This window comes from [Clostridium] aerotolerans DSM 5434 (assembly GCF_000687555.1).
GTDB classification, from domain to species: domain Bacteria; phylum Bacillota; class Clostridia; order Lachnospirales; family Lachnospiraceae; genus Lacrimispora; species Lacrimispora aerotolerans.
The window spans coordinates 131,324-151,986 of the sequence record NZ_JHWJ01000008.1 but is presented as its reverse complement, the minus strand read 5'-3'; the positions used below and the strand labels follow the sequence as shown (position 1 = coordinate 151,986).

Sequence of the window (20,663 nt, the reverse complement as noted above, 5' to 3'; positions counted from 1 at the left end):
GAATCTAACAGTTGAGGAGGAACAGACATGGGAATTGTAAAGGCACTGACAACCGCATTAGGCGGTTCACTGGCAGATCAATGGCTTGAAGTCATAGAAGCAGGAGATATGGGAGACCAGACCGTATTTTCTTCCGGAGTAAAAATCAGAAAAGGCTCCAATACAAGGGGAACAGATAACACCGTTTCAGATGGTTCTGTCATTCATGTTTACCCCAATCAGTTCATGATTTTAGTGGACGGTGGAAAGGTGATTGACTATACCGGAGAACCAGGCTATTTTACTGTAAAAAATTCTTCCCTCCCCTCTCTTTTTAATGGTCAGTTTGAAGAAGCTCTAAAGGAATCCTTTGACCGTGTCCGTTATGGCGGAAAGACGCCTACGGCTCAAAAAGTATTTTTTATCAATCTTCAGGAAATAAAAGGGGTAAAGTTTGGAACCCCTAATCCCATTAATTATTTCGACCAGTTTTATAATGCAGAATTATTCCTGCGTGCTCATGGAACGTATTCCTTTAAGGTAACAGATCCTCTGTTATTCTTTGCGGAAGTCATACCAAGAAACGCTGTCAGTGTGGAAGTGGATGATATCAACACCCAGTATCTCTCTGAGTTCTTAGAGGCATTACAGTCCTCCATCAATCAGATGTCCGCAGATGGAATACGAATCTCTTACGTAGCATCAAAGGGAAGAGAGCTTGGACAGTATATGTCAGATGTTCTTGACGAACAGTGGAAGGCAAGGAGAGGAATGGCCATTCAGTCCGTGGGAATTGCAAGCATAACCTATGACGAGGAATCCAAGGACTTAATTCATATGAGAAACCAGGGAGCCATGCTTGGTGATCCGTCGGTAAGAGAGGGATACGTCCAGGGAGCCGCTGCCAGAGGTATGGAGGCAGCAGGAGGCAATTCCGCAGGCTCCATGTCGGGTTATCTTGGAATGGGCATGGGAATGAATGTAGGAGGCGGTATCCTGGGTGCTGCATCAAGCGCCAACCTTCAGCAGATGAAGATCAATCAGGAACAGCAGGCAGGAAATAATACTCCTTCCGGCACTCAGGCTGCAGCGGGCTGGACCTGTAGCTGCGGAAGCGTTAATACGGGAAATTTCTGCCCACAGTGCGGAAATAAAAAGCCAGCCGGACCATGGAAGTGCGAATGCGGTGAGTCCAATACCGGAAACTTCTGCTCCCAGTGCGGCAAGCCAAAGCCATGAGCGGTATCATAACCTATCATTGCCCGAACTGCGGCGGCCCCTTAAAATTTAATCCCAAGCTTCAAACGTATGCCTGTGAATATTGCCTTTCAGAATTTACGGAGCAGGAAGCAAAGGAAGAAGAAAAGGCAAAGGAAGCGGCAAAGGAAGAGGAGAACCAGGCAGAACGAGCCGGAGAAAACCCGGGAGAGCCGGTCCTTTATTCCTGCCCCAGCTGCGGAGCGGAGGTAGTGACCGATGAGACTACCGCAGCAACCTTCTGCTACTATTGTCACAATCCGGTCATTCTGACCGGCCGTCTTTCCGGTGAATACCATCCGGATTATGTCATTCCTTTTTCTATTGAAAAGGAAAAGGCAGTGGAGATGTTTCGAAGCTGGATGAAGAAAAAGAGATTTACGCCAAAGGCATTTTACAGTGAAGATCAGATCGAAAAGATCTCCGGCGTATATTTCCCTTATCTTCTTTACAGCTGCCGGGTCAATGGACGGTTAACAGCCAGGGCAGACCGCCTGCGCATCTGGGTCAGCGGAAATTACAGGTATACGGAAACACAGACCTATGAAGTAAAAAGAGAGGGGCTTATGCCCATAAAATACGTACCCCGAAATGCATTAAAAAAGGCCAGCAAAGAGCTGACAGAAGGAGTGTTTCCTTTTGATACCGATGTCATGAAGCCATTTACCATGGGGTACTTATCAGGCTTTGTTGCAGAGCGAAGAGATATGGGAGAGACTGATTTTTCCAGTGAAGTGAAAGATGAGGTACGGTCCTTTGCCAGAGACTCCTTAAAAAACAGCATAACTTCCTATGATACTTTGAGGGTGCAGGATGAATCCTTTGATTTCACAGAGGAGCAATGGCAATACGCGCTCCTTCCCGTATGGGCTCTTACTTATTTTGACCGGGCAAAGAATGCAATGTATTATTTTACCATAAACGGGCAGACCGGAAAGGTCTGTGGAAAGCTGCCGGTGGATAAAGGAAAGCTTCTCCTTCTGTTTTTAGAGATCTTCATTCCGGTGCTTGCTGCTATGCTGATCGTGGGGTATTTCATATGATGAATGTAACATGGAAGTGGATGAGAAAAGGGATGCCAACAGCCCTTTTTATTGTAGTTTTTCTCTTATTTTCCTCATGCTTTATGGCCATTAATTCCCTTGGGGATGAAACGCGGGTCTTTGATGATGCAGGGCTTTTTACCAGAGAAGAAATCGATAGCTTTCAGTCCCAGATCACATCCATGAAAAAAGAAATGAACATGGATGTTTTAATCGTGACCGCAAGTGATACGAATGGTAAGTCAGCAAAGCAGTATGCCGAGGATTATTATATCAATGGATCTTACGGTGTTGGCTCTGATTACAGAGGTGTTCTGTTTTTAATAGATATGGATAACCGGGAAATGTACATTCTCCCAGTGGGTAAGATGAACCGTTTTTTAACGGATCAGCGCTGGAATGCCATTTTAGACAGCTCTTATGAGAGTGCCAGTCAGGGGGAATATGCTTCCAGTGCCCAGGCCTTTTTAGATGGAGTTATGAAGTATTACCGGGCGGGAATTCCTGGAGGTCAGTATAATTATGACAAGGAAACGGGAGAAATCAGTATTTACAGAAGCATCCGCTGGTATGAAGCGGCAGCAGCTTTGGGAATTGCACTTTTTGCCGGGGCAACTGCCTGTCTTACGGTGTCTGGGCAGTATTCCATGAAAAAGGAGAGAAATCGGTCAGGGAATTATTTAAAGGCTTACCGAGGCGCCAGCCAGTTCCGCTATTCCCAGCAGACCGATAATCTCATTAATAAGACGGTGACCCATGTTATCATACCAAGAAATAACGGAGGAAACTCAGGTGGCAGCTCCGGCGGTGGTTTTTCTGGAAGAAGCACCACTCATTCCTCCTCCGGGCGGACCATGGGAGGCGGGGGCCGTAAGTTTTAAAAACGTACCATAAAAAAGTCTGGAGAAGGAGTGATCCTTAGCCAGACTTTTTGTTTATTCATCTAATAAAACAGGAACCGGTTTATCCAGTGTCATAGAGGTATCTGTTACAATGCAGTCGTAAGCAAGTATATGAACACCTCCCCGTTTTGCCTCCAGTAAAGCCTTGGCAAATTCCGGGTGAGTCTTTCTGTTTGGTTCAAAGCCTGTCATTTCTTTCATCTGTATGACAAAAAGAATATAAGCTTCATAACCTGCTTTACGTGCCTTTACCAGCTCCTCCACATGTTTTACACCTCTAAGAGTCGGTGCGTCGGGAAACATGGCAAGGCCATCTTCCTCTAAAGTCACCCCTTTTACCTCCATAAATGCGGAGAACTCAGGATTAGCAGATTGAAAAGCAAGATCAAACCGGGACTGTCCGTATGTGACCTCCCGTTTTACATTTTGTAACCCTTCAACCAATTTGGCTGTCTCAATATTTTCTTTACCATAAGGAAGAGAAGCATTTCCAGACAAAAGCCATTCATAAGCTGCCTGGTTTGGTGCCTGGGAATCCATATTAATAAGAAGTGGACCGTCTTCCCGCTCCTTCCATACTCCAATTAAGGAATACTGAGTTTTTCTTCCAAGGAGGGCAGCTTCCGGGTGAAACTGGACTAACACGGTCACTCCAGGAATCAACAGCTCCCTGCAGCGTCCTGTATTTTTTACATGGCAGATGACAGTTTCTTCCTGTCCGTTCTTATTAGATATTAAAACATTGGCAATAAAACGGTTGGGACGGCTAAGGAAAATACCCTTCTGCATATGTTCATATTTCATAAAAATAAGTTCATCCTTTCTGTATCCATGGGAGTATCTTACCATAGAAAGGGGCAAATGGAAAGCTCGGACATATGTCTTTGCAACAAATACATATGTCCGCATAAAGAATACTTTTTGCTTGCGCCATTTCATAAAGTGTGCTACAATGCTGGCAAGGTTTTTATCCACTCTAAATTATGACAAAGCAGGAAAGGAATCAGATACTATGGAATTATCCTATCAAAGTACCCGGGGCGGCGAGGCTGGTGTAACGGCTTCCCAGGCAATTTTAAAAGGGCTGGCAGCAGACGGCGGCTTATTTATGCCAAGCTTTATTCCGAAGCTTGACAGATCCATGAAGGAGCTTTCCCTCATGACATACCAGGAAACAGCCTATGAAGTAATGAAGCTGTTCCTTACGGATTTTACCGAAGCCGAATTAAAAAGCTGCATCAATCAGGCTTATGACAGCAAATTTGATACGGAAGAGATTGCACCTCTATCCAAAGCAGATGGTGCTTATTATCTGGAATTATATCATGGAAGTACCATTGCATTTAAGGATATGGCACTTTCTATCCTGCCCCATCTGATGACTACCGCTGCGAAAAAAAATGAGGTAAAAAACAAAATCGTAATTCTTACCGCTACCTCCGGCGATACAGGGAAGGCGGCCATGGCAGGCTTTGCCGATGTGGAAGGAACTGAGATTATTGTGTTCTATCCAAAGGATGGAGTAAGTCCGGTACAGGAACTGCAGATGGTGACACAAAAAGGGGAGAATACCCATGTGGCTGCCATTCACGGAAACTTTGACGATGCCCAGACAGGAGTAAAGAATATCTTTAATGACAAAGAGTTTGCAAAGCTTCTGGAAGAAAAAGGATATCAGCTTTCCTCTGCCAATTCCATTAACATCGGAAGACTGGTTCCCCAGATCGTTTACTATGTCTATGCCTATGCAAAGCTTCTTTTAAATGAAGAGATTAAAGAAGGGGAAGAAATCAATGTAACCGTGCCAACCGGTAACTTCGGAAACATTCTGGCGGCTTATTTTGCAAAGGTCATGGGAACACCCATTAAGACCTTAATCTGTGCGTCCAATGAAAATAAAGTTCTCTTTGATTTTTTCCAGACAGGAACTTATGACAGAAACCGGGATTTTATACTGACCACCTCTCCCTCCATGGATATCTTGATTTCCAGCAATTTAGAGAGACTCATTTACTTAAGTGCAGGCTGTGACGCTACAGCCAATGCAGACCTTATGAAGGCTCTGGGGGAAAGCGGCAGTTATTCTGTAACAAGTGAGATGAGAGATGTGATGAAGGGCTTTGTAGGAGGCTTTGCGTCAGAAGCTGAAAATAAAGCTGCTATTAAAAAGCTGTTTGAAGATACCGGCTACTTAATCGATACCCATACTGGAGTCGCCTCGACGGTATACAATAGTTATAAAGAAGAGGCAAAGGATGATACAAAAACTGTTATCGTCTCAACTGCCAGTCCATATAAGTTTTCAAGAAGTGTATTGGAAGCAATAGAAGGAGATCAGGAAACAAAGGATGAGTTTGAGATTATTGACCACCTCTCCCAAGTATCCGGGATAGCGATTCCTCAGGCAGTAGAAGAAATCCGCACCGCCGAGGTACGTCATACCACGGTTTGCGATGCGGATCAGATGAAAGAAGCTGTTTTAGGATTTTTAAATTAATTCAGAGAACGAAGGGCGAACCGCTTCCATTTTCCTCCCAGCACACGGCTGGAGAAGAAGATGGCGCGGACCAGCCAGTCGATGGTCATGGCGATCCAGATGCCCATGAGTCCAAGCCCAAGGTGAAGGCTTAGGAAATAAGCAAGAACGATACGGCAGATCCACATGGAGCAGATGGATACCACCATGGTAAAGCGGACGTCTCCAGCGGCACGCAGGCCGTTTGTGAGGCAAAAGGCCAGTGGATGAATCAACATGCAGCAGATGCTGTGATAGAGCATAAGTTTTACCGCTAAGGCGCTGGTTTCCGGGGAAAGCTGGAACAGCGCCGTTATTCCGTTTAAAAATGGAATAATCGAGAGATTTAATACGATGAGACAGAGATAAGCGATTTTTAACAGTCTGCCCATATATTTCTTTGCCTGATCCAGCTCTCTGGCTCCCACGCACTGTCCGACCACAGTGACCATGGCAATGCCGATGGCAGTCGCGGGAATGGTCTCCAGACCGCAGATAGTACTTGCTACTGCATTGGCGGCGATGGCAACGGTACCAAAGCTGGAGATCAGGCTTGATAAAAGCAGTTTTCCAAGCTGGAAGATACTGTTTTCCACACCATTTGGTACACCGATATTAAGAATTCTTCGAAGCATTCCCTTATCCACCTTAAGGGTGAAGTCAACGCTTAATCCTGCATGCCTTTTTAACAGAACCAGCATGATAACAGCACAGAAAATTCTTGAAATCAGGGTGGAGATTCCGGATCCTGCCACACCCATATGGAGTCCAAAGATAAAGATAAAGTTACCCACGATATTCATTACATTGGCAATGAGAGATACCCGCATGGATACTCCGGAATTGCCTACGGAGCGGAAAAGCGCGGCTGAACTGTTATAAAAGGCAAGGAACGGGTAAGACAAGGCGGACAGGAAAAAATAGACCTTTGCATTATCCATAACATCCTGACTGATGTTTCCATAGACAAGGCGCAAAAGCGGCTCGTTGAATATCAGGGCGATTGCCATAAGGATGAGAGAAAGTCCTCCCACGGCCAGAAAAAGCTGTCCGGCAGCTTTTGCAACGTTCTTTTCATCCTTTCGTCCAATGTACTGGGCTGCGACAACTGATCCGCCGGCTGCCATGGCACCAAAGAGACCGATCAAAAGAATGTTAATGGTGTCAACAATGGATACGCCTGATACGGCAGCTTCTCCGATGACTGCCACCATAAGGGTATCCGTCATACCCATGGCAACGGCCAAAAACTGCTCGATGACCAGGGGGAAAATCAGCTTTCTCAGTTGTTTTCTGGTAAACAGGTTCCTATCTTCTTCTGTCTTCTGATTCATAACATTTCTCCCATGTTGTATTTATTCTAATACCATTATAAAGCAATGACCGTATGAAAGCAAAATGTAACTTTGTTATAAAAAAAACAATCTTTTTTAAAATAAACTTTCCAAATAGGACAAAATGGTATATAATGAATAAATAAAAACTAAAAATAGATGGAGGTTCGAGATATGTTAGTTTCAGCGAAAGAGATGCTTGAAAAGGCAAGAGACGGAAAGTATGCAGTCGGACAGTTCAACATCAACAACCTTGAGTGGACAAAGGCAGTTCTGCAGACAGCAGAGGAGTTAAAATCCCCAGTTATCCTCGGTGTTTCCGAAGGTGCTGGAAAATATATGACTGGTTATAAAACAGTAGCTTCTATGGTAAAAGCGATGATCGAAGAGATGAAGATTACAGTTCCGGTAGCACTTCATTTAGATCACGGCTCCTATGAAGGATGTTATAAATGTATCGAAGCAGGTTTTTCTTCCATCATGTTCGATGGTTCCCACTACCCAATTGCTGAGAATGTTGAAAAGACAACTGAGCTTGTAAAGGTTTGTGCAGAAAAGGGAATGTCTATCGAGGCTGAGGTTGGTTCTATTGGCGGAGAAGAAGACGGCGTTGTTGGTATGGGTGAGTGTGCAGATCCAGACGAGTGCAAGCAGGTAGCTGATTTAGGCGTGACTATGCTGGCAGCAGGAATCGGAAATATTCACGGAAAATATCCGGCAAACTGGGCTGGTTTAAGCTTTGATACTTTAGCAGCAATTAAAGACAAAGTAGGCGATATGCCTTTAGTTCTTCACGGTGGTACAGGCATTCCGGAAGATCAGATCAAGAAAGCCATCAGCCTTGGCGTTGCAAAGATCAACGTTAATACAGAGTGCCAGCTTACCTTTGCTGAGGCAACCCGTAAGTACATCGAAGCAGGTAAGGATTTAGAAGGCAAGGGCTTTGACCCAAGAAAACTTCTTGCTCCAGGTGTAGAGGCAATTAAGGGTACTGTAAAAGAGAAGATGGAATTATTTGGTTCTGTTGGAAAAGCATAATTGTTTTTAATTCAAAAATAATTGAAAAAGTACTTGATTTTTTTAGGAAAATGATTTATTTTAATTAAGAACGATGGCGTTCTCCTTGCAAAGGGAGGGCGCCTTTTCTGTTTTTTATGCATATTCAGTTATTGAGGAGACTAAAAAAGGGCGAACTGACTTAATTTTATTAAGTGGTAATTCATATGAGAGGATGGAGAATTTATGAGTGAAGTTGTGAACGTAGCCGAAAAGTTTGGCAAGAATGTATTTAACGAAACCGTTATGAGAGAGCGTTTACCAAAGTCCGTTTTTAAGAAGTTAAAGAAAACGATTGAGGATGGCGCAGAGTTAGATCCTTCCATTGCTGATGTAGTTGCACATGCAATGAAGGACTGGGCAATTGAGAGAGGTGCCACTCACTACACCCATTGGTTCCAGCCGCTTACCGGTATTACTGCAGAAAAGCATGATTCCTTTATCTCTGCACCGACTTCCGAAGGAAAGGTCATTATGGAATTCTCCGGAAAAGAACTGGTAAAAGGAGAGCCGGATGCATCCTCATTCCCATCTGGAGGACTTAGAGCAACCTTCGAAGCCAGAGGCTATACTGCCTGGGATTGTACTTCACCTGCATTCTTAAGAGAAGATGCAATTGGTGTTACCCTTTGCGTACCTACTGCTTTCTGTTCCTATACAGGAGAAGCACTTGATAAAAAGACTCCTCTTTTAAGATCCATGGAGGCTGTTGATGAGCAGGCTTTAAGAATCTTAAGATTATTTGGAAATACTACAGCCAAGAGAGTTACCCCTTCCGTTGGACCGGAGCAGGAGTACTTCCTGGTGGATCACGATAAATATTTACAGAGAAAAGATTTAATTTACTCTGGCCGTACCTTATTCGGTGCTATGCCTCCAAAAGGACAGGAGCTGGAAGATCATTACTTCGGAGCCATTCGCGAAAGAATTGCTGCTTTCATGAAGGAAGTGAATGAAGAGCTTTGGAAGTTAGGCGTACCGGCAAAGACACAGCATAATGAGGTAGCTCCTGCACAGCACGAGCTGGCACCAATCTTTGAACAGGCAAATGTTGCCGTAGATCATAACCAGCTGGTTATGGAAACCTTAAAGAAGGTAGCAGGACGTCACGGACTTAATTGTCTTCTTCATGAGAAGCCATTTGCAGGCGTGAATGGTTCCGGTAAGCACAACAACTGGTCCTTAACCTCAGATGACGGTATCAACTTATTAAATCCAGGCGAGACACCACATGAGAACATTCAGTTCTTACTGGTATTGTCCTGTATCTTAAAGGCAGTTGACAAACACGCTGACCTCCTTCGTGAGTCTGCAGCAGATGTAGGAAATGATCACAGACTGGGAGCCAATGAGGCACCTCCAGCTATCATCTCCGTATTCATCGGCGAGCAGTTAGAAGACGTCGTTGACCAGCTTTGTAGCACTGGAGAGGCAACCCGCTCCAAGGCAGGCGGCACCTTAAAGACAGGTGTTAGAACCTTACCAGATTTATCTAAGGATGCAACAGACCGTAACAGAACTTCACCATTTGCATTTACAGGCAATAAGTTTGAGTTCCGTATGGTTGGTTCCTCCGATTCTATTTCCTCTCCAAACGTAGTGTTAAATACCATTACCGCAGAGGCATTTAAAGAAGCAGCAGACATTCTTGAGAAGGCAGAAGACTTTGATACCGCAGTTCATGATTTAATCAAGCTACAGTTAGCCTCTCACAGAAGAATTATCTTCAATGGTAACGGTTATTCAGATACCTGGGTAGAAGAAGCAGAAAAGAGAGGACTTCCAAACTTAAAGTCCATGATCGATGCAATTCCGGCTCTTGCTACAGACGCTGCTGTTAAGATGTTTGAGGAATTCAAGGTATTTACAAAGGCTGAATTAGAGTCTCGTGTTGAGATTGAATATGAAGCATATACCAAGGCTATCAACATCGAAGCTAGAACCATGATTGATATGGCTGGAAAGCAGCTCATTCCTGCCGTTGTAAAATACACTACCATACTGGCAGATTCCTTAGGAAAAATAAAGACAGCATGTCCTGATGCAGACACCAGCGTACAGGAAGAGCTTCTCATCGAAGTGAGCGCTTACCTTTCTGATATGAAGGTAGCCTTATCCGCACTGGTAGAGATCACAGATAAGTGCTCAGCGATCAAAGAGAACAAAGAGCAGGCAACCGCATACCACGATGAGGTAGTTCCTGCTATGGCAGCTCTTCGTGCACCTGCTGATAAGCTTGAGATGATCGTAGATAAAGATATTTGGCCCTTACCAAGCTACGGCGATCTTATTTTCGAAGTATAATCTAATAAATATATATAAAATGCGTTTTGAACGGCTGTTATGGCCTGTTCAAAACGCATTTTTTATGTGCAAAGCTCTATCTGGTGGGATTCATACCATGTAAAATAGAGTCGATTCAGGAAGGGAAAACTTACAAGTAATACCGCATTTATTACATTATATGATAAGATATGAAAGTAATTATTATGATAGAGAGATCATACATAAATGGATTAAATTAAGTGGAGGTACTTCAATGAAAAAGAAAATGGGTTTACTAGGCTTTGTATTTTTTTCCTGTATCCTTATTGGGGGCTGTGGGAAAAAAGCAGATGGTGAATCATATACGGTAACCGTAGAGCAGAAGCAGGAACAAACGCAGGAACAGAAGCAAAAACAGGAATTGGAAACGGAAACTAGTACAAAAGAGACATTGTCTATCAGTAATACGGAGGAATCGAAAGCAAAAGATGATAGTATTACAATGCTTGTTTATACAGAAGCGCCAAATAAGAATAGTTCAGTTGAAATTCAATATCCTCAATTCACGAACAATGATGCCTTAAATGCCATGGTCTATGATAAAGTACAAAGCCTGGCTCAGATAGATACATCTCTTTTTTCAAGTGATGCCAGATTAAACATTGATTATCAATCCGAAGTTACACTTAACAATAATAAGGTGGTAAGTATTATTTTCTGGGGGCCAAGTTCCATTGACGATGCAGCATATAGCACCAGCAATTTAATTACAATGAATGTAGATCTGCATTCCATGAAAGAACTGAATCTTAAAGATTTGTATACGACCAATGCTGATTTTCAGGCAGTATTTTTTGAGAAAGCCATGTTTCCTGAGAGCCCCATTACTTCCTATGATAAAGCCAGTTTTCCAGAAATGCTGAAGCTTCAATCACCGGAATATCAGACGGTAGACCCCTTTAGTATCGAGGGGAATGTTAAATTCTTCCTAAAGCCTGACGGCATTGTGTTAAGTTTGCCTGCTGTTCATGCAACTGGAAGCGATCATTTTGAAGCACAGCTTAAATACAGTGATATACAGCAGTTCTATCTGCTGAAACAGAACCTTTGGGAAAATAAATAACAGAACCTATAAAAGACGGGGGAAACTGAACAGAAACAGTTTCCCCCGTCTTTTATTGAGAGTGCATTACGCTATTTTTATGATAATGTATTATACCAATAAGTTGCCTGGTTTCCACGTGTTTCATCCTGGGAAGCATTCTGTGGTCTTTCGTAGTTGTGTAAAAAGGCACACGCCAGGTAATATGCGGTTTGTGTGGAACGGGTGAATTGTGAGAATGTCATATTGTACGTGGTTGTAGCATAGAACTGCCCTCCATTGCTTACTTCGTAAAGAATGCGCTTTAATTCACTATCCATATTGGCAACCGTCAGGCCATTGCTATTGGCCCAGTTTATGTACTTTGTTGCCGGTGTCCATTGTACCAGACCAAAGCCGCCGCTGGTGTTGTTTTCCTTTAGACTCTGCCAAATACCTGGGTTGATGGTACTTTCCGTCTGCATGTTACCAAGCATACCGCAGATAGCATTTTTGGTCCAACCCTTATTTCGCAGATAATCCAGGATATACTGAGCGTTTACCGTCATTTGCTTGGTGTTCAAATAACTGTTACTGCAATAGATAGTCCCGCCACCGGAGTTTGTTCCGTCAAGAGCGTTAAGAGTTGCTTTACCAGCCTTTCCATCCACCGTAAGACCTTTAGCTTTCTGAAAGCTTCTTACAGCAGTATCGGTGTTGCTGCCGAATTTTCCGTCAGGAGTTCCGCAGTTGTAGCCTGCCGCATTTAATTTCTGCTGCATTGTCTTTACACCTGCACTGTAACGGAGCTTATCATCCTTCATGTAATAGCCATTGCCTGCAAGGACCTGAGCATATGTGTAATTTGCATTATTATAATCTGCCATAATTATGATCTCCTTTTCCTTTAGAATGTGTTTTTGATCGTGAGTTCAAAGGAATGGGATAATGGTGAAAAAGGTCTATCCCTAACCCTTTTCATCAAGAATCATTTGAAATCATTTGAAAGATAGTTTTGTATCTCTCATCTGGTAGAAATAAGTATTTGATTGATTTGTAAACCATGGATGCTTCAATTCTCTAGCCATAGGAAAGAAAATCTGGTAATATAGACAGAAAGAGCCGTACGAAAGAAATTAAATCAAAAGAAAGAAGGCCATATCTAATGGAAACTATGACATACGTAACAAATATCCTGGAGAAAATCGTAAACATTCCAAGCCCCAGCGGCTATACAAAAGAAGTGATGAAAGCTGTGGAGGAGGAAGCCCTTAGTTTTGGCTACGCTTCCACCTATAACCGCAAAGGCGGTCTGATTATTGAGGTTCCGGGACAGTCAAAGGAAGTATTAGGACTTTCCGCCCATGTAGATACCTTAGGCGCTATGGTGCGTTCCATTACACCGGAAGGAAGGCTTAACATTGTTTTGGTAGGCGGATTTATGATGGAAAGCATTGAGGGCATGTACTGTAAGGTTCATACAAGAACTGGTAAGACTTACACAGGAACCATACTCACAAAGGAGCCATCTCTCCACACCTATGACAATGCCAAGACTCTGGAGCGGAAGCCGAAAAATATGGAAGTCCGCTTAGATGAACTGGTATACAGCGGGGAGGATGTGAAAAAGCTTGATATTTCCACTGGTGACTACATCAGCTTTGACCCTATGTTCGTCCATACGGAAAGCGGCTATATCAAGTCACGTCACTTAGATGACAAGGCTTCTGTGGCCGTGCTTTTAGGAGTTTTAAAAGATATTTCCCAGTCAGGTAAATTACCTAAGAGAACCTTAAAGCTTGTCATCAGCAATTATGAAGAGGTTGGCTTTGGGGCAAGTTTTATTCCTCAGGATATTGAAGAATTTATTGCCGTGGATATGGGAGCCCTGGGAGATGATCTAACCGGAAGTGAGCATAAGGTATCCATCTGTGCTCAGGATTCTTCAGGACCTTATGATTATGAGATGACCAGCTGCCTGATATCTCTGGCGAAAGAGCATAAGATTGATTTTGCAGTGGACATCTTCCCTCATTACGGCTCTGATGTAGGGGCTGCCATCCGGGGCGGAAATGATATTCGTGGTGCATTAATCGGACAGGGCGTCCATGCTTCTCACGGAACCGAACGGACCCATGTAGACGGTATGGAACAGACCTTAAAGCTGATTGAAGCATATATCGAACGGTAAGAAAGAAGAAGGAAACACAGTTGCCCCCACGGACCGGCAAAGTTTAAGCTGGCCTGCAGGGGCAATTTCTTTCAAAATAATGAATATGGTGGAATGTTTTACATCTTTTATGGTATAATCATACCCAGACTAAGACAAGCATTATCAGAGGTAAAATATGACACCACATTCATTTGCAATCTGCGCCTATAAGGATTCCCCGTATCTGGAAGCCTGCATACGTTCCTTACAGGCCCAGACCGTAAAATCAGATATTTTGCTTTGTACTTCTACCCCCAGCTCCTTTATTAAAGAGCTGTGCGAGAAGTACGGCATACCCATGTTCATTCGTTATGGGGAAAGCAACATTAGAGACGATTGGAATTTCGCTTATCATAAGGCGGATTCCCGTTTTGTCACCATTGCCCATCAGGATGACTGTTACCACAAGGACTATGTAAAAACATTGACCGCATATGCAGAGAAGTACCCGGATATGACCCTGTTTACCAGCGGCTACGCTGTGGTTAAGGATAACAAGCTGGCAACGTTTGAAGCGGTAGAATTTATCAAACGAATCCTCCGTCTTCCTCTTCGGCTGAAAGGCTTCAGTCATTTGTCCGCAGTGAAAAGAAGCGCCCTGATCTTTGGAAATTCCATTTGCTGTCCGGTATGCGCCTATCATAAGGAAAGACTGGGAGAGCCGTTGTTTACGTCTCCCTACCGGTTCGCTCTGGACTGGGATACCTTATATAAGCTGTCAGGAATGCCAGGACGCTTTGTCTGTGTGGAACGGCCTTTGATGTTTTACCGGGTTCACCAGGAGGCGACCACAAAGGCATGCATTGCCGATAACAGCCGTGCCAGGGAAGAAGCAGAGATGTTTAGAAAAATATGGCCGGAGCCGGTTGTAAAATTGCTCATGCATTTTTACCGGAAGGCCTATAAGGAGTACGAATAGATAGGAGGATCAGAACATGAAAGTAGTTTTATTAGCAGGTGGTCTTGGAACCAGGATCAGTGAGCAGAGCCATTTAAAGCCAAAGCCAATGATCGAGATTGGGGAGAGACCGATTTTGTGGCATATTATGAAGTATTATTCCCAGTTCGGGTTTCATGATTTTGTCATCTGCCTTGGATATAAGCAGTATGTGGTAAAAGAGTTTTTTGCAGATTATTTCCTTCATACCTCAGATGTGACCTTTGATCTTGCCAATAACAGCATGGAGGTACATAATAATTATTCTGAGCCATGGAAGGTTACTCTGGTGGATACCGGTTTAAATACCATGACAGGAGGAAGAATCAAGCGTATACAGCCCTACATCGGCGATGAGCCATTTATGCTCACGTATGGAGACGGGGTGTGTGATGTGGATTTAGATGCCCTTCTTGACTTCCACAAGAGCCATGGAAAGACAGCTACCATGACAACCGTTAACATTGCACAGCTAAAAGGCGTGCTGGATATTAATGAAGATAATATGGTCCACTCCTTCCGGGAAAAGGCGGAAACAGATGCCAGCTTAATCAACGGAGGCTTTATGGTCTTAAATCCAGAAGTATTTTCTTATCTGAAAGATGATACGACAGTCTTAGAGCAGGAACCATTACAGAAGCTTGCAAAAGAAGGCCAGTTAATGAGCTTTCATCATACCGGCTTCTGGCAGTGCATGGACACGCAGCGGGAGATGAAGAAGCTGGAAGACTTATGGCAGTCCGGCCAGGCACCCTGGAAGATATGGGAGAACTAATATGAAAGATTGGACAAGTTTAAAATGGAAGGAATTCTCTGAATTCTATGGTGGGAAAAAGGTTCTCATCACCGGTCACACCGGGTTTAAGGGCTCCTGGCTCAGCCGTATGCTCCTTAAGGCAGGGGCAGTGGTAACCGGATACTCCTTAGAGCCTCCCACAGATCCCAGTCTTTTTGACATCGCAGGGCTTTCCTATGAGATGAATTCCGTAATCGGTGATATCCGGGATCTGGACCATCTTAAGAAGGTATTTGAAGAAACAAAGCCGGAGATCGTGTTTCATCTGGCCGCCCAGCCCATTGTACGGGATTCCTACAAAGAGCCAGTTTATACTTACGAAACCAATGTTATGGGTACGGTTCATATATTAGAATGTGTGCGCCTGACCCCTTCGGTTAAATCCTTTTTGAATATAACCACCGATAAGGTGTATGAAAATAAAGAGTGGGAGTATGGATACAGGGAAAATGACCCCTTAGACGGCTACGATCCCTATTCCAACAGTAAGTCCTGCTCAGAACTGGTAACCCACAGCTATGCAAAGTCCTTCTTTGCCCAGGGACAAACAGCCATATCCACGTCCCGTGCAGGCAATGTCATCGGCGGTGGAGACTTCGCCAATGACCGCATCATCCCGGACTGTATCCGGGCGGCTTCCAAAAAGCAGGAGATCATCTTAAGAAATCCTCATTCCACAAGGCCATATCAGCATGTGCTGGAACCGTTAGCCATTTATATGACCATAGCCATGAAGCAGTATGAAGATATCACATATCAGGGATACTATAACGTAGGACCTGATGATAAGGATTGTGTGACCACCGGTGATCTGACCGATTTATTCTGTCAGGCATGGGGAGATGGACTCTCCTGGGTAAACCGTTTTGAAGGTGGCCCTCATGAAGCCAACTTTTTAAAGCTGGATTGTTCCAGAGTAAAAAGCGTCTTTGGCTGGACCCCAAGATACGGAGTAAAAGAAGCGGTGGAAAAGACCGTCCAGTGGGCAAAAGAATATCTGGATGGAGCCGACATGCTGGAGGTCATGGACCGCCAGATTGAAGAATTCTTTGCATAAAGAACAAAAGGAGGAAACATTATGTTTGAAAACAAAACAGAAAATCAGGCCAGAGAAGAAATCTTAGAGCTTGTAAAAGAATATTGCGATACCTTTCATAATCAGAAAAAACCATTTGAAGAGGGAGACAGAATCTCCTATGCTTCCCGTGTTTATGACCATAAAGAGATGGTAAATCTGGTGAACAGCTCCTTAGAGTTCTGGCTCACCTCAGGCCATTATACCGATGAATTTGAGAAGAAGTTTGCAAAGTACTTAGGTGTCCGCTTCTGCTCCCTTGTAAATTCCGGTTCTTCTGCCAACCTACTGGCATTTATGACCCTGACCTCACCTCTCTTAAAAGAGCGCCAGATCAAACGGGGAGATGAGATCATCACCGTGGCAGCAGGCTTCCCCACCACAGTGAATCCTGCCATTCAGTACGGAGCAGTTCCCGTGTTTGTGGATGTGACCATTCCGCAGTATAACATTGATGTTACCATGCTGGAGGCTGCACGCTCTGAGAAGACAAAGGCTGTCATGATTGCCCATACCCTGGGAAATCCATATGATCTTTCCGCGGTAAAGGCATTCTGCGATAAATATAACTTATGGCTGGTAGAGGACAACTGTGACGCTCTTGGTACCAAGTATACCATTGACGGAGAAGAGCGTTTTTCCGGAACCATTGGAGATATCGGAACCTCCAGCTTTTATCCTCCTCATCACATGACCATGGGAGAGGGCGGAGCTGTTTATACCAGCAACTCCCTGTTAAACAAGATCATCCGTTCCTTCCGCGACTGGGGACGTGACTGTGTCTGCCCGTCTGGTACAGACAATTTATGCGGACACCGGTTTGACCGCCAGTACGGTCAGCTTCCAGTCGGATATGACCACAAATACGTATATTCCCATTTTGGCTATAACTTAAAGACTACGGATATGCAGGCAGCCATCGGCTGTGCCCAGCTGGATAAATTCCCATCCTTTGTGGAACGCAGACGCCATAATTTTGACCGCCTGTATGAAGGCGTGAAGGAGGTTTCTGATAAGCTCATTCTTCCAGAAGCCTGCCCGAATTCAAAACCAAGCTGGTTCGGCTTTTTAATCACCTGTAAAGAAGGGGTAGACCGGAACAAAGTGGTTCAGTACATTGAATCAAAGGGAGTTCAGACAAGAATGCTGTTTGCAGGAAACTTAACAAAACACCCATGCTTTGACCAGATGAGAGAGGCTAACGAAGGCTTCCGCATCGTGGGAGAGCTTACCAATACAGACCGTATCATGGCTGATACCTTCTGGGTAGGCGTATATCCTGGTATGACCGATGAGATGATTGATTACATGGCAAAGGTCATCAAAGAAGCAGTAAGGCAGTAAGCTTAAACATGGAGGTAGTATGGAAGAATACGATTTATCAAAGGTCCATCAGGCCAATCTTTCCATATTAAAGGAGATTGACCGCATCTGCCGGAAATACCGGATCAAGTATCTCTTAGATGCAGGGACGTTACTGGGGGCAGTAAGGCACAAAGGCTTTATTCCCTGGGATGATGATGCAGATGTGGCATTTACCCGAACCAATTACGAGGCATTCTTAAAGGTAGCCCGCAGAGAGCTGCCGGAACACATGGAGCTTTTAGAGCCGGGGGATTTACGGGGAGGCAAGGTATTTTACGACTTCACCCCAAGAATCCTTTATAAGAACAGCAAGACCCATGAGGACACCAAAGAGATGGAGTACTATGAGGGAAAGCTAAATCATCTTTGGGTGGATCTGTTCATCATTGACGAGCTGCCGGAGAAAAAGGCTGCGTCCACATGGACCCTGCTTCTTCATACGGTCATCTACGGACTGGCTATGGGCCATCGTTACCGGCTGGATTATTCCAAATACAGCCTGACCAACAAGATATGCGTTGGAATTTTAGCCCTTATAGGGAAAATGATCCCCATGAAGGTACTCAGAAAGCTCCAGCTTATGACAGCAGTCAAAGACCGGAAGGGAACCAGCAGACTTCGTTATTACAGCAATTATCAGCCGGATTACCTCTATGTGACCCTTCAAAAAGAATGGTGTGAGGAAACGGTGGACTTGGAATTTGAGGATACGAAGCTTATGGCACCGAAAGGCTTTCATGAGGTTCTCACCTGGATTTACGGAGATTATAAGAAGCTTCCTCCGGAGGAGATGCGGCACCCTACCCATTCCAGTACGGAAATACAGATTTTTTAAATAAATAGCAATTAATATGGACTGGCATGGATTTCTAGGAAAATGAAGGAATCCATGCCAGTAAAATTTGGATGCAATTGTGAAGATTTTCTGACTTTTTTCCAAAACTACTACAAAAAAATAAGCGTATCCGCTATAATGTAATTTGTTCAAGAAGGAGGAAATTATGATGAAGAACAAAGCAATCATGATATGTGCAATGTCAGCCATGTTACTAACCGGATGTACAAAGAGTAATATTCTTGCATCGGGAGGTCCGGCAGAGCCGGTTTTTGAAACACAAAAAGGCATTGAACTGGATTGGACCCAGATTAACACCGATATTGATGACGAATTTGTAGACAATGAGCAGTATCCCATGGCCCTCAGTGTAAATTACAGCCTGGACAAAGAGAAAAAGACCATTGACATGACTTTAATGGTAAAACACGGAACCACTCCGGAGCAGGCAGTTGAGTTTGCCAATGCTGCTGTTAAATTTTTAAATGATGAAGTGGCAACCCAGGATTTTTCCTATGAAAGATCAAGTGATAAATCTTTCGGCGGATTTTTCAAAGAGTATGATCTAAACCTGATTGTTATGCCTGATTACACCATGAAAGAAAAGCAGTACTGGCTGGTGGACATGCAGATTCCAAAGGGCTCCGACCAGACCATCGTACCAAAAGAAGGTGCTCAGATCATGGAGACAACGGCCGCTGATGAAGAGGAAGATACAGACGCAGAAGAGACAGAAGAAGGAAACGAGACAACCGTGACCGACGAAACAACTCAGGCAGCCCCATCCAAGTAACTACATAAATAAGACAATAAAAATGGATTAGAGATTGATAAAAATCAATTTCTAATCCATTTTTTGTTGTGTGCTTCTATTTGCCGGCTATTCCTGATCTACGGCAAGACCGCTGTGATAAGAATAATTCCCAAGCTCTTTTAAAAGCCGGTTATGGTCTAAATTCTTTAATGGAACAGGAGAACTCAGCTCTTCGTTAAGAAGGTAGAATACATCCTTGCATTTGATCATGGTCTGATGGAATAATTCGGGGAAGGAAGCCTTGGAAGCCAGCCTCCGGTTCCAAGGATTGCACCAGGTCTCATGATTTAAATTCATAGTGACCACAGGGTCCGGCGGAGCATCGGTCACCAGCTTTTTCGATGCAATCGGGTTGCTTAAAAATAGAGACTCCACAAATTCTATGCTGTTTTTCTTCCGGCTGCTGGGATCTGCAAGTGTCCGGCAGCCAAGGCGCATGGCAAGTATGGATCTGGAGACCATGCGGGGAGTCACCTGAAAGTTGTTTCGGTAATTTAAAGGATAATATGTTTCGTTGATGCACCCTGACAGAAATTTAGAAATAAACTGCATCTCCTGACCGTTTAAGCAGATGGTCGCGGCCTGATTAAACTGAGAGGGCTTTTTCTTCTTATATTTCATGAGTAAAAGAGCATCAATATCATTTTCCAGCATGGCATGAAGGCCGTGATGGTAATTAGTGGAGTTTTTTACCTCATATTCAATTCTGCCATAGACGTAGGGGTGGCAGATGGAGTCTCCGATGTAATGGCAGAAAAAACCGCTCATATAGGCAATGGCCTGTTCTCTCTGCTGTCTGGATTCTATCTGAGAGAGGTGGCTCAAACAGGTGACAAAAAAATCATGGACATGGTTTTCGTGCATGTAGGAGCCGACGTTTCGGTAGTCCCTGTGTCGCAGAATGGGAATATTGTAAAAAAACATATCCGGACCCTGGAGACCAAGCTGATAAAGCCAGCGGTATTTGGAAATGATACGCTTTAAAGGATTGTTAGGCATATCACTGAAAACCTTAACTCCCAGCAGATAATGGGTCGTAAAACCGGGCATATTGTTCACCTCGCATATTTTTTAAGTACAATGACGCATAACTTGATTATACCATACGTTGTTTTATTTTGTATGAAAATCAATGGAAATTTTCATACTATGCAGTTTCAAAGAATATGTGTTAAGGAAAGCATTCAGGAGATGATC

General features: G+C 43.9%; 18 protein-coding genes. 14 read left to right on the top strand and 4 right to left on the bottom strand.

The annotated features are described in order from the left end of the window. Window positions 1-27 precede the first annotated feature (27 nt). The 3 genes from T546_RS0112785 to T546_RS0112775 are packed head-to-tail and all read left to right on the top strand — an operon-like array spanning window position 28 to window position 3,160. On the top strand, window positions 28-1,218 hold the full coding sequence (locus tag T546_RS0112785; RefSeq protein ID WP_026891945.1) for an SPFH domain-containing protein: 1,191 nt from the start codon (window positions 28-30) through the stop codon (window positions 1,216-1,218). Beyond that, on the top strand, window positions 1,215-2,279 hold the full coding sequence (locus tag T546_RS0112780) for a hypothetical protein (protein WP_026891944.1): 1,065 nt from the start codon (window positions 1,215-1,217) through the stop codon (window positions 2,277-2,279). Before T546_RS0112785 ends, T546_RS0112780 begins: the two co-directional genes overlap by 4 nt. Then, window positions 2,276-3,160 (top strand): TPM domain-containing protein, encoded by an 885-nt coding sequence (locus tag T546_RS0112775; RefSeq protein WP_026891943.1) that lies wholly within the window; start codon window positions 2,276-2,278, stop codon window positions 3,158-3,160. Before T546_RS0112780 ends, T546_RS0112775 begins: the two co-directional genes overlap by 4 nt. A 54-nt stretch (window positions 3,161-3,214) precedes the next feature. On the opposite strand, the gene sfsA is transcribed toward T546_RS0112775, so the two are convergent. After that, window positions 3,215-3,985, bottom strand: coding sequence for a DNA/RNA nuclease SfsA (gene sfsA, locus T546_RS0112770; protein ID WP_026891942.1), 771 nt, complete (start codon window positions 3,983-3,985; stop codon window positions 3,215-3,217). Between the two features lie 208 nt (window positions 3,986-4,193). Between sfsA and thrC the strand changes: the two genes are divergently transcribed. Then, the gene (gene thrC / locus T546_RS0112765; RefSeq protein ID WP_026891941.1) at window positions 4,194-5,678 is read left to right on the top strand and encodes a threonine synthase; all 1,485 of its coding nucleotides are present in this window, start codon (window positions 4,194-4,196) and stop codon (window positions 5,676-5,678) included. On the opposite strand, the gene T546_RS0112760 is transcribed toward thrC, so the two are convergent. Beyond that, window positions 5,675-7,030, bottom strand: coding sequence for an MATE family efflux transporter (locus tag T546_RS0112760; RefSeq protein ID WP_026891940.1), 1,356 nt, complete (start codon window positions 7,028-7,030; stop codon window positions 5,675-5,677). The genes thrC and T546_RS0112760 overlap by 4 nt on opposite strands. Window positions 7,031-7,204: 174 nt before the next feature. Here T546_RS0112760 and fba point away from each other — a divergent pair, with 174 nt between their 5' ends. The 3 genes from fba to T546_RS0112745 all read left to right on the top strand — a co-directional run bounded on the left by fba (window position 7,205) and on the right by T546_RS0112745 (window position 11,474). Next, window positions 7,205-8,068, top strand: coding sequence for a class II fructose-1,6-bisphosphate aldolase (gene fba / locus T546_RS0112755; protein WP_026891939.1), 864 nt, complete (start codon window positions 7,205-7,207; stop codon window positions 8,066-8,068). A gap of 204 nt (window positions 8,069-8,272) precedes the next feature. Further along, a complete protein-coding gene (locus tag T546_RS0112750) occupies window positions 8,273-10,390 on the top strand; it encodes a glutamine synthetase III family protein (RefSeq protein WP_026891938.1) in 2,118 nt (705 codons plus the stop codon). A gap of 235 nt (window positions 10,391-10,625) precedes the next feature. After that, window positions 10,626-11,474 carry a hypothetical protein gene (locus T546_RS0112745; protein ID WP_026891937.1) on the top strand — a complete coding sequence of 283 codons (849 nt, stop codon included), beginning with the start codon at window positions 10,626-10,628 and terminating at the stop codon, window positions 11,472-11,474. 77 nt (window positions 11,475-11,551) lie between these two features. On the opposite strand, the gene T546_RS24655 is transcribed toward T546_RS0112745, so the two are convergent. Further along, a complete protein-coding gene (locus tag T546_RS24655; RefSeq protein ID WP_051629805.1) occupies window positions 11,552-12,319 on the bottom strand; it encodes a phage tail tip lysozyme in 768 nt (255 codons plus the stop codon). A gap of 278 nt (window positions 12,320-12,597) precedes the next feature. Here T546_RS24655 and T546_RS0112735 point away from each other — a divergent pair, with 278 nt between their 5' ends. From T546_RS0112735 to T546_RS23490, 7 genes are all read left to right on the top strand, one after another. Next, window positions 12,598-13,623 carry a M42 family metallopeptidase gene (locus T546_RS0112735; protein WP_026891936.1) on the top strand — a complete coding sequence of 342 codons (1,026 nt, stop codon included), beginning with the start codon at window positions 12,598-12,600 and terminating at the stop codon, window positions 13,621-13,623. Between the two features lie 157 nt (window positions 13,624-13,780). Beyond that, window positions 13,781-14,563, top strand: coding sequence for a glycosyltransferase family 2 protein (locus tag T546_RS0112730; RefSeq protein WP_026891935.1), 783 nt, complete (start codon window positions 13,781-13,783; stop codon window positions 14,561-14,563). A 16-nt stretch (window positions 14,564-14,579) separates the two neighbouring features. Then, a complete protein-coding gene (gene rfbF, locus T546_RS0112725) occupies window positions 14,580-15,356 on the top strand; it encodes a glucose-1-phosphate cytidylyltransferase (RefSeq protein ID WP_026891934.1) in 777 nt (258 codons plus the stop codon). 1 nt (window position 15,357) lies between these two features. Continuing rightward, complete coding sequence (rfbG, locus tag T546_RS0112720) at window positions 15,358-16,434, top strand: CDP-glucose 4,6-dehydratase (protein WP_026891933.1); 1,077 nt, start codon at window positions 15,358-15,360, stop codon at window positions 16,432-16,434. Window positions 16,435-16,452: 18 nt separating this feature from the next. Next, window positions 16,453-17,796, top strand: a complete 1,344-nt coding sequence (gene rfbH, locus T546_RS0112715) for a lipopolysaccharide biosynthesis protein RfbH (RefSeq protein ID WP_026891932.1) — start codon at window positions 16,453-16,455, stop codon at window positions 17,794-17,796. A 19-nt stretch (window positions 17,797-17,815) separates the two neighbouring features. Further along, window positions 17,816-18,652, top strand: a complete 837-nt coding sequence (locus tag T546_RS0112710; RefSeq protein ID WP_026891931.1) for a LicD family protein — start codon at window positions 17,816-17,818, stop codon at window positions 18,650-18,652. A gap of 166 nt (window positions 18,653-18,818) precedes the next feature. Continuing rightward, the gene (locus T546_RS23490; RefSeq protein ID WP_051629803.1) at window positions 18,819-19,445 is read left to right on the top strand and encodes a hypothetical protein; all 627 of its coding nucleotides are present in this window, start codon (window positions 18,819-18,821) and stop codon (window positions 19,443-19,445) included. Window positions 19,446-19,532: 87 nt separating this feature from the next. Here T546_RS23490 and T546_RS0112700 read toward each other — a convergent pair whose 3' ends face one another. Further along, entirely contained in the window at window positions 19,533-20,516 is a 984-nt protein-coding gene (locus T546_RS0112700; RefSeq protein ID WP_026891930.1) for a zinc dependent phospholipase C family protein, read from the bottom strand. Window positions 20,517-20,663: the final 147 nt, after the last annotated feature.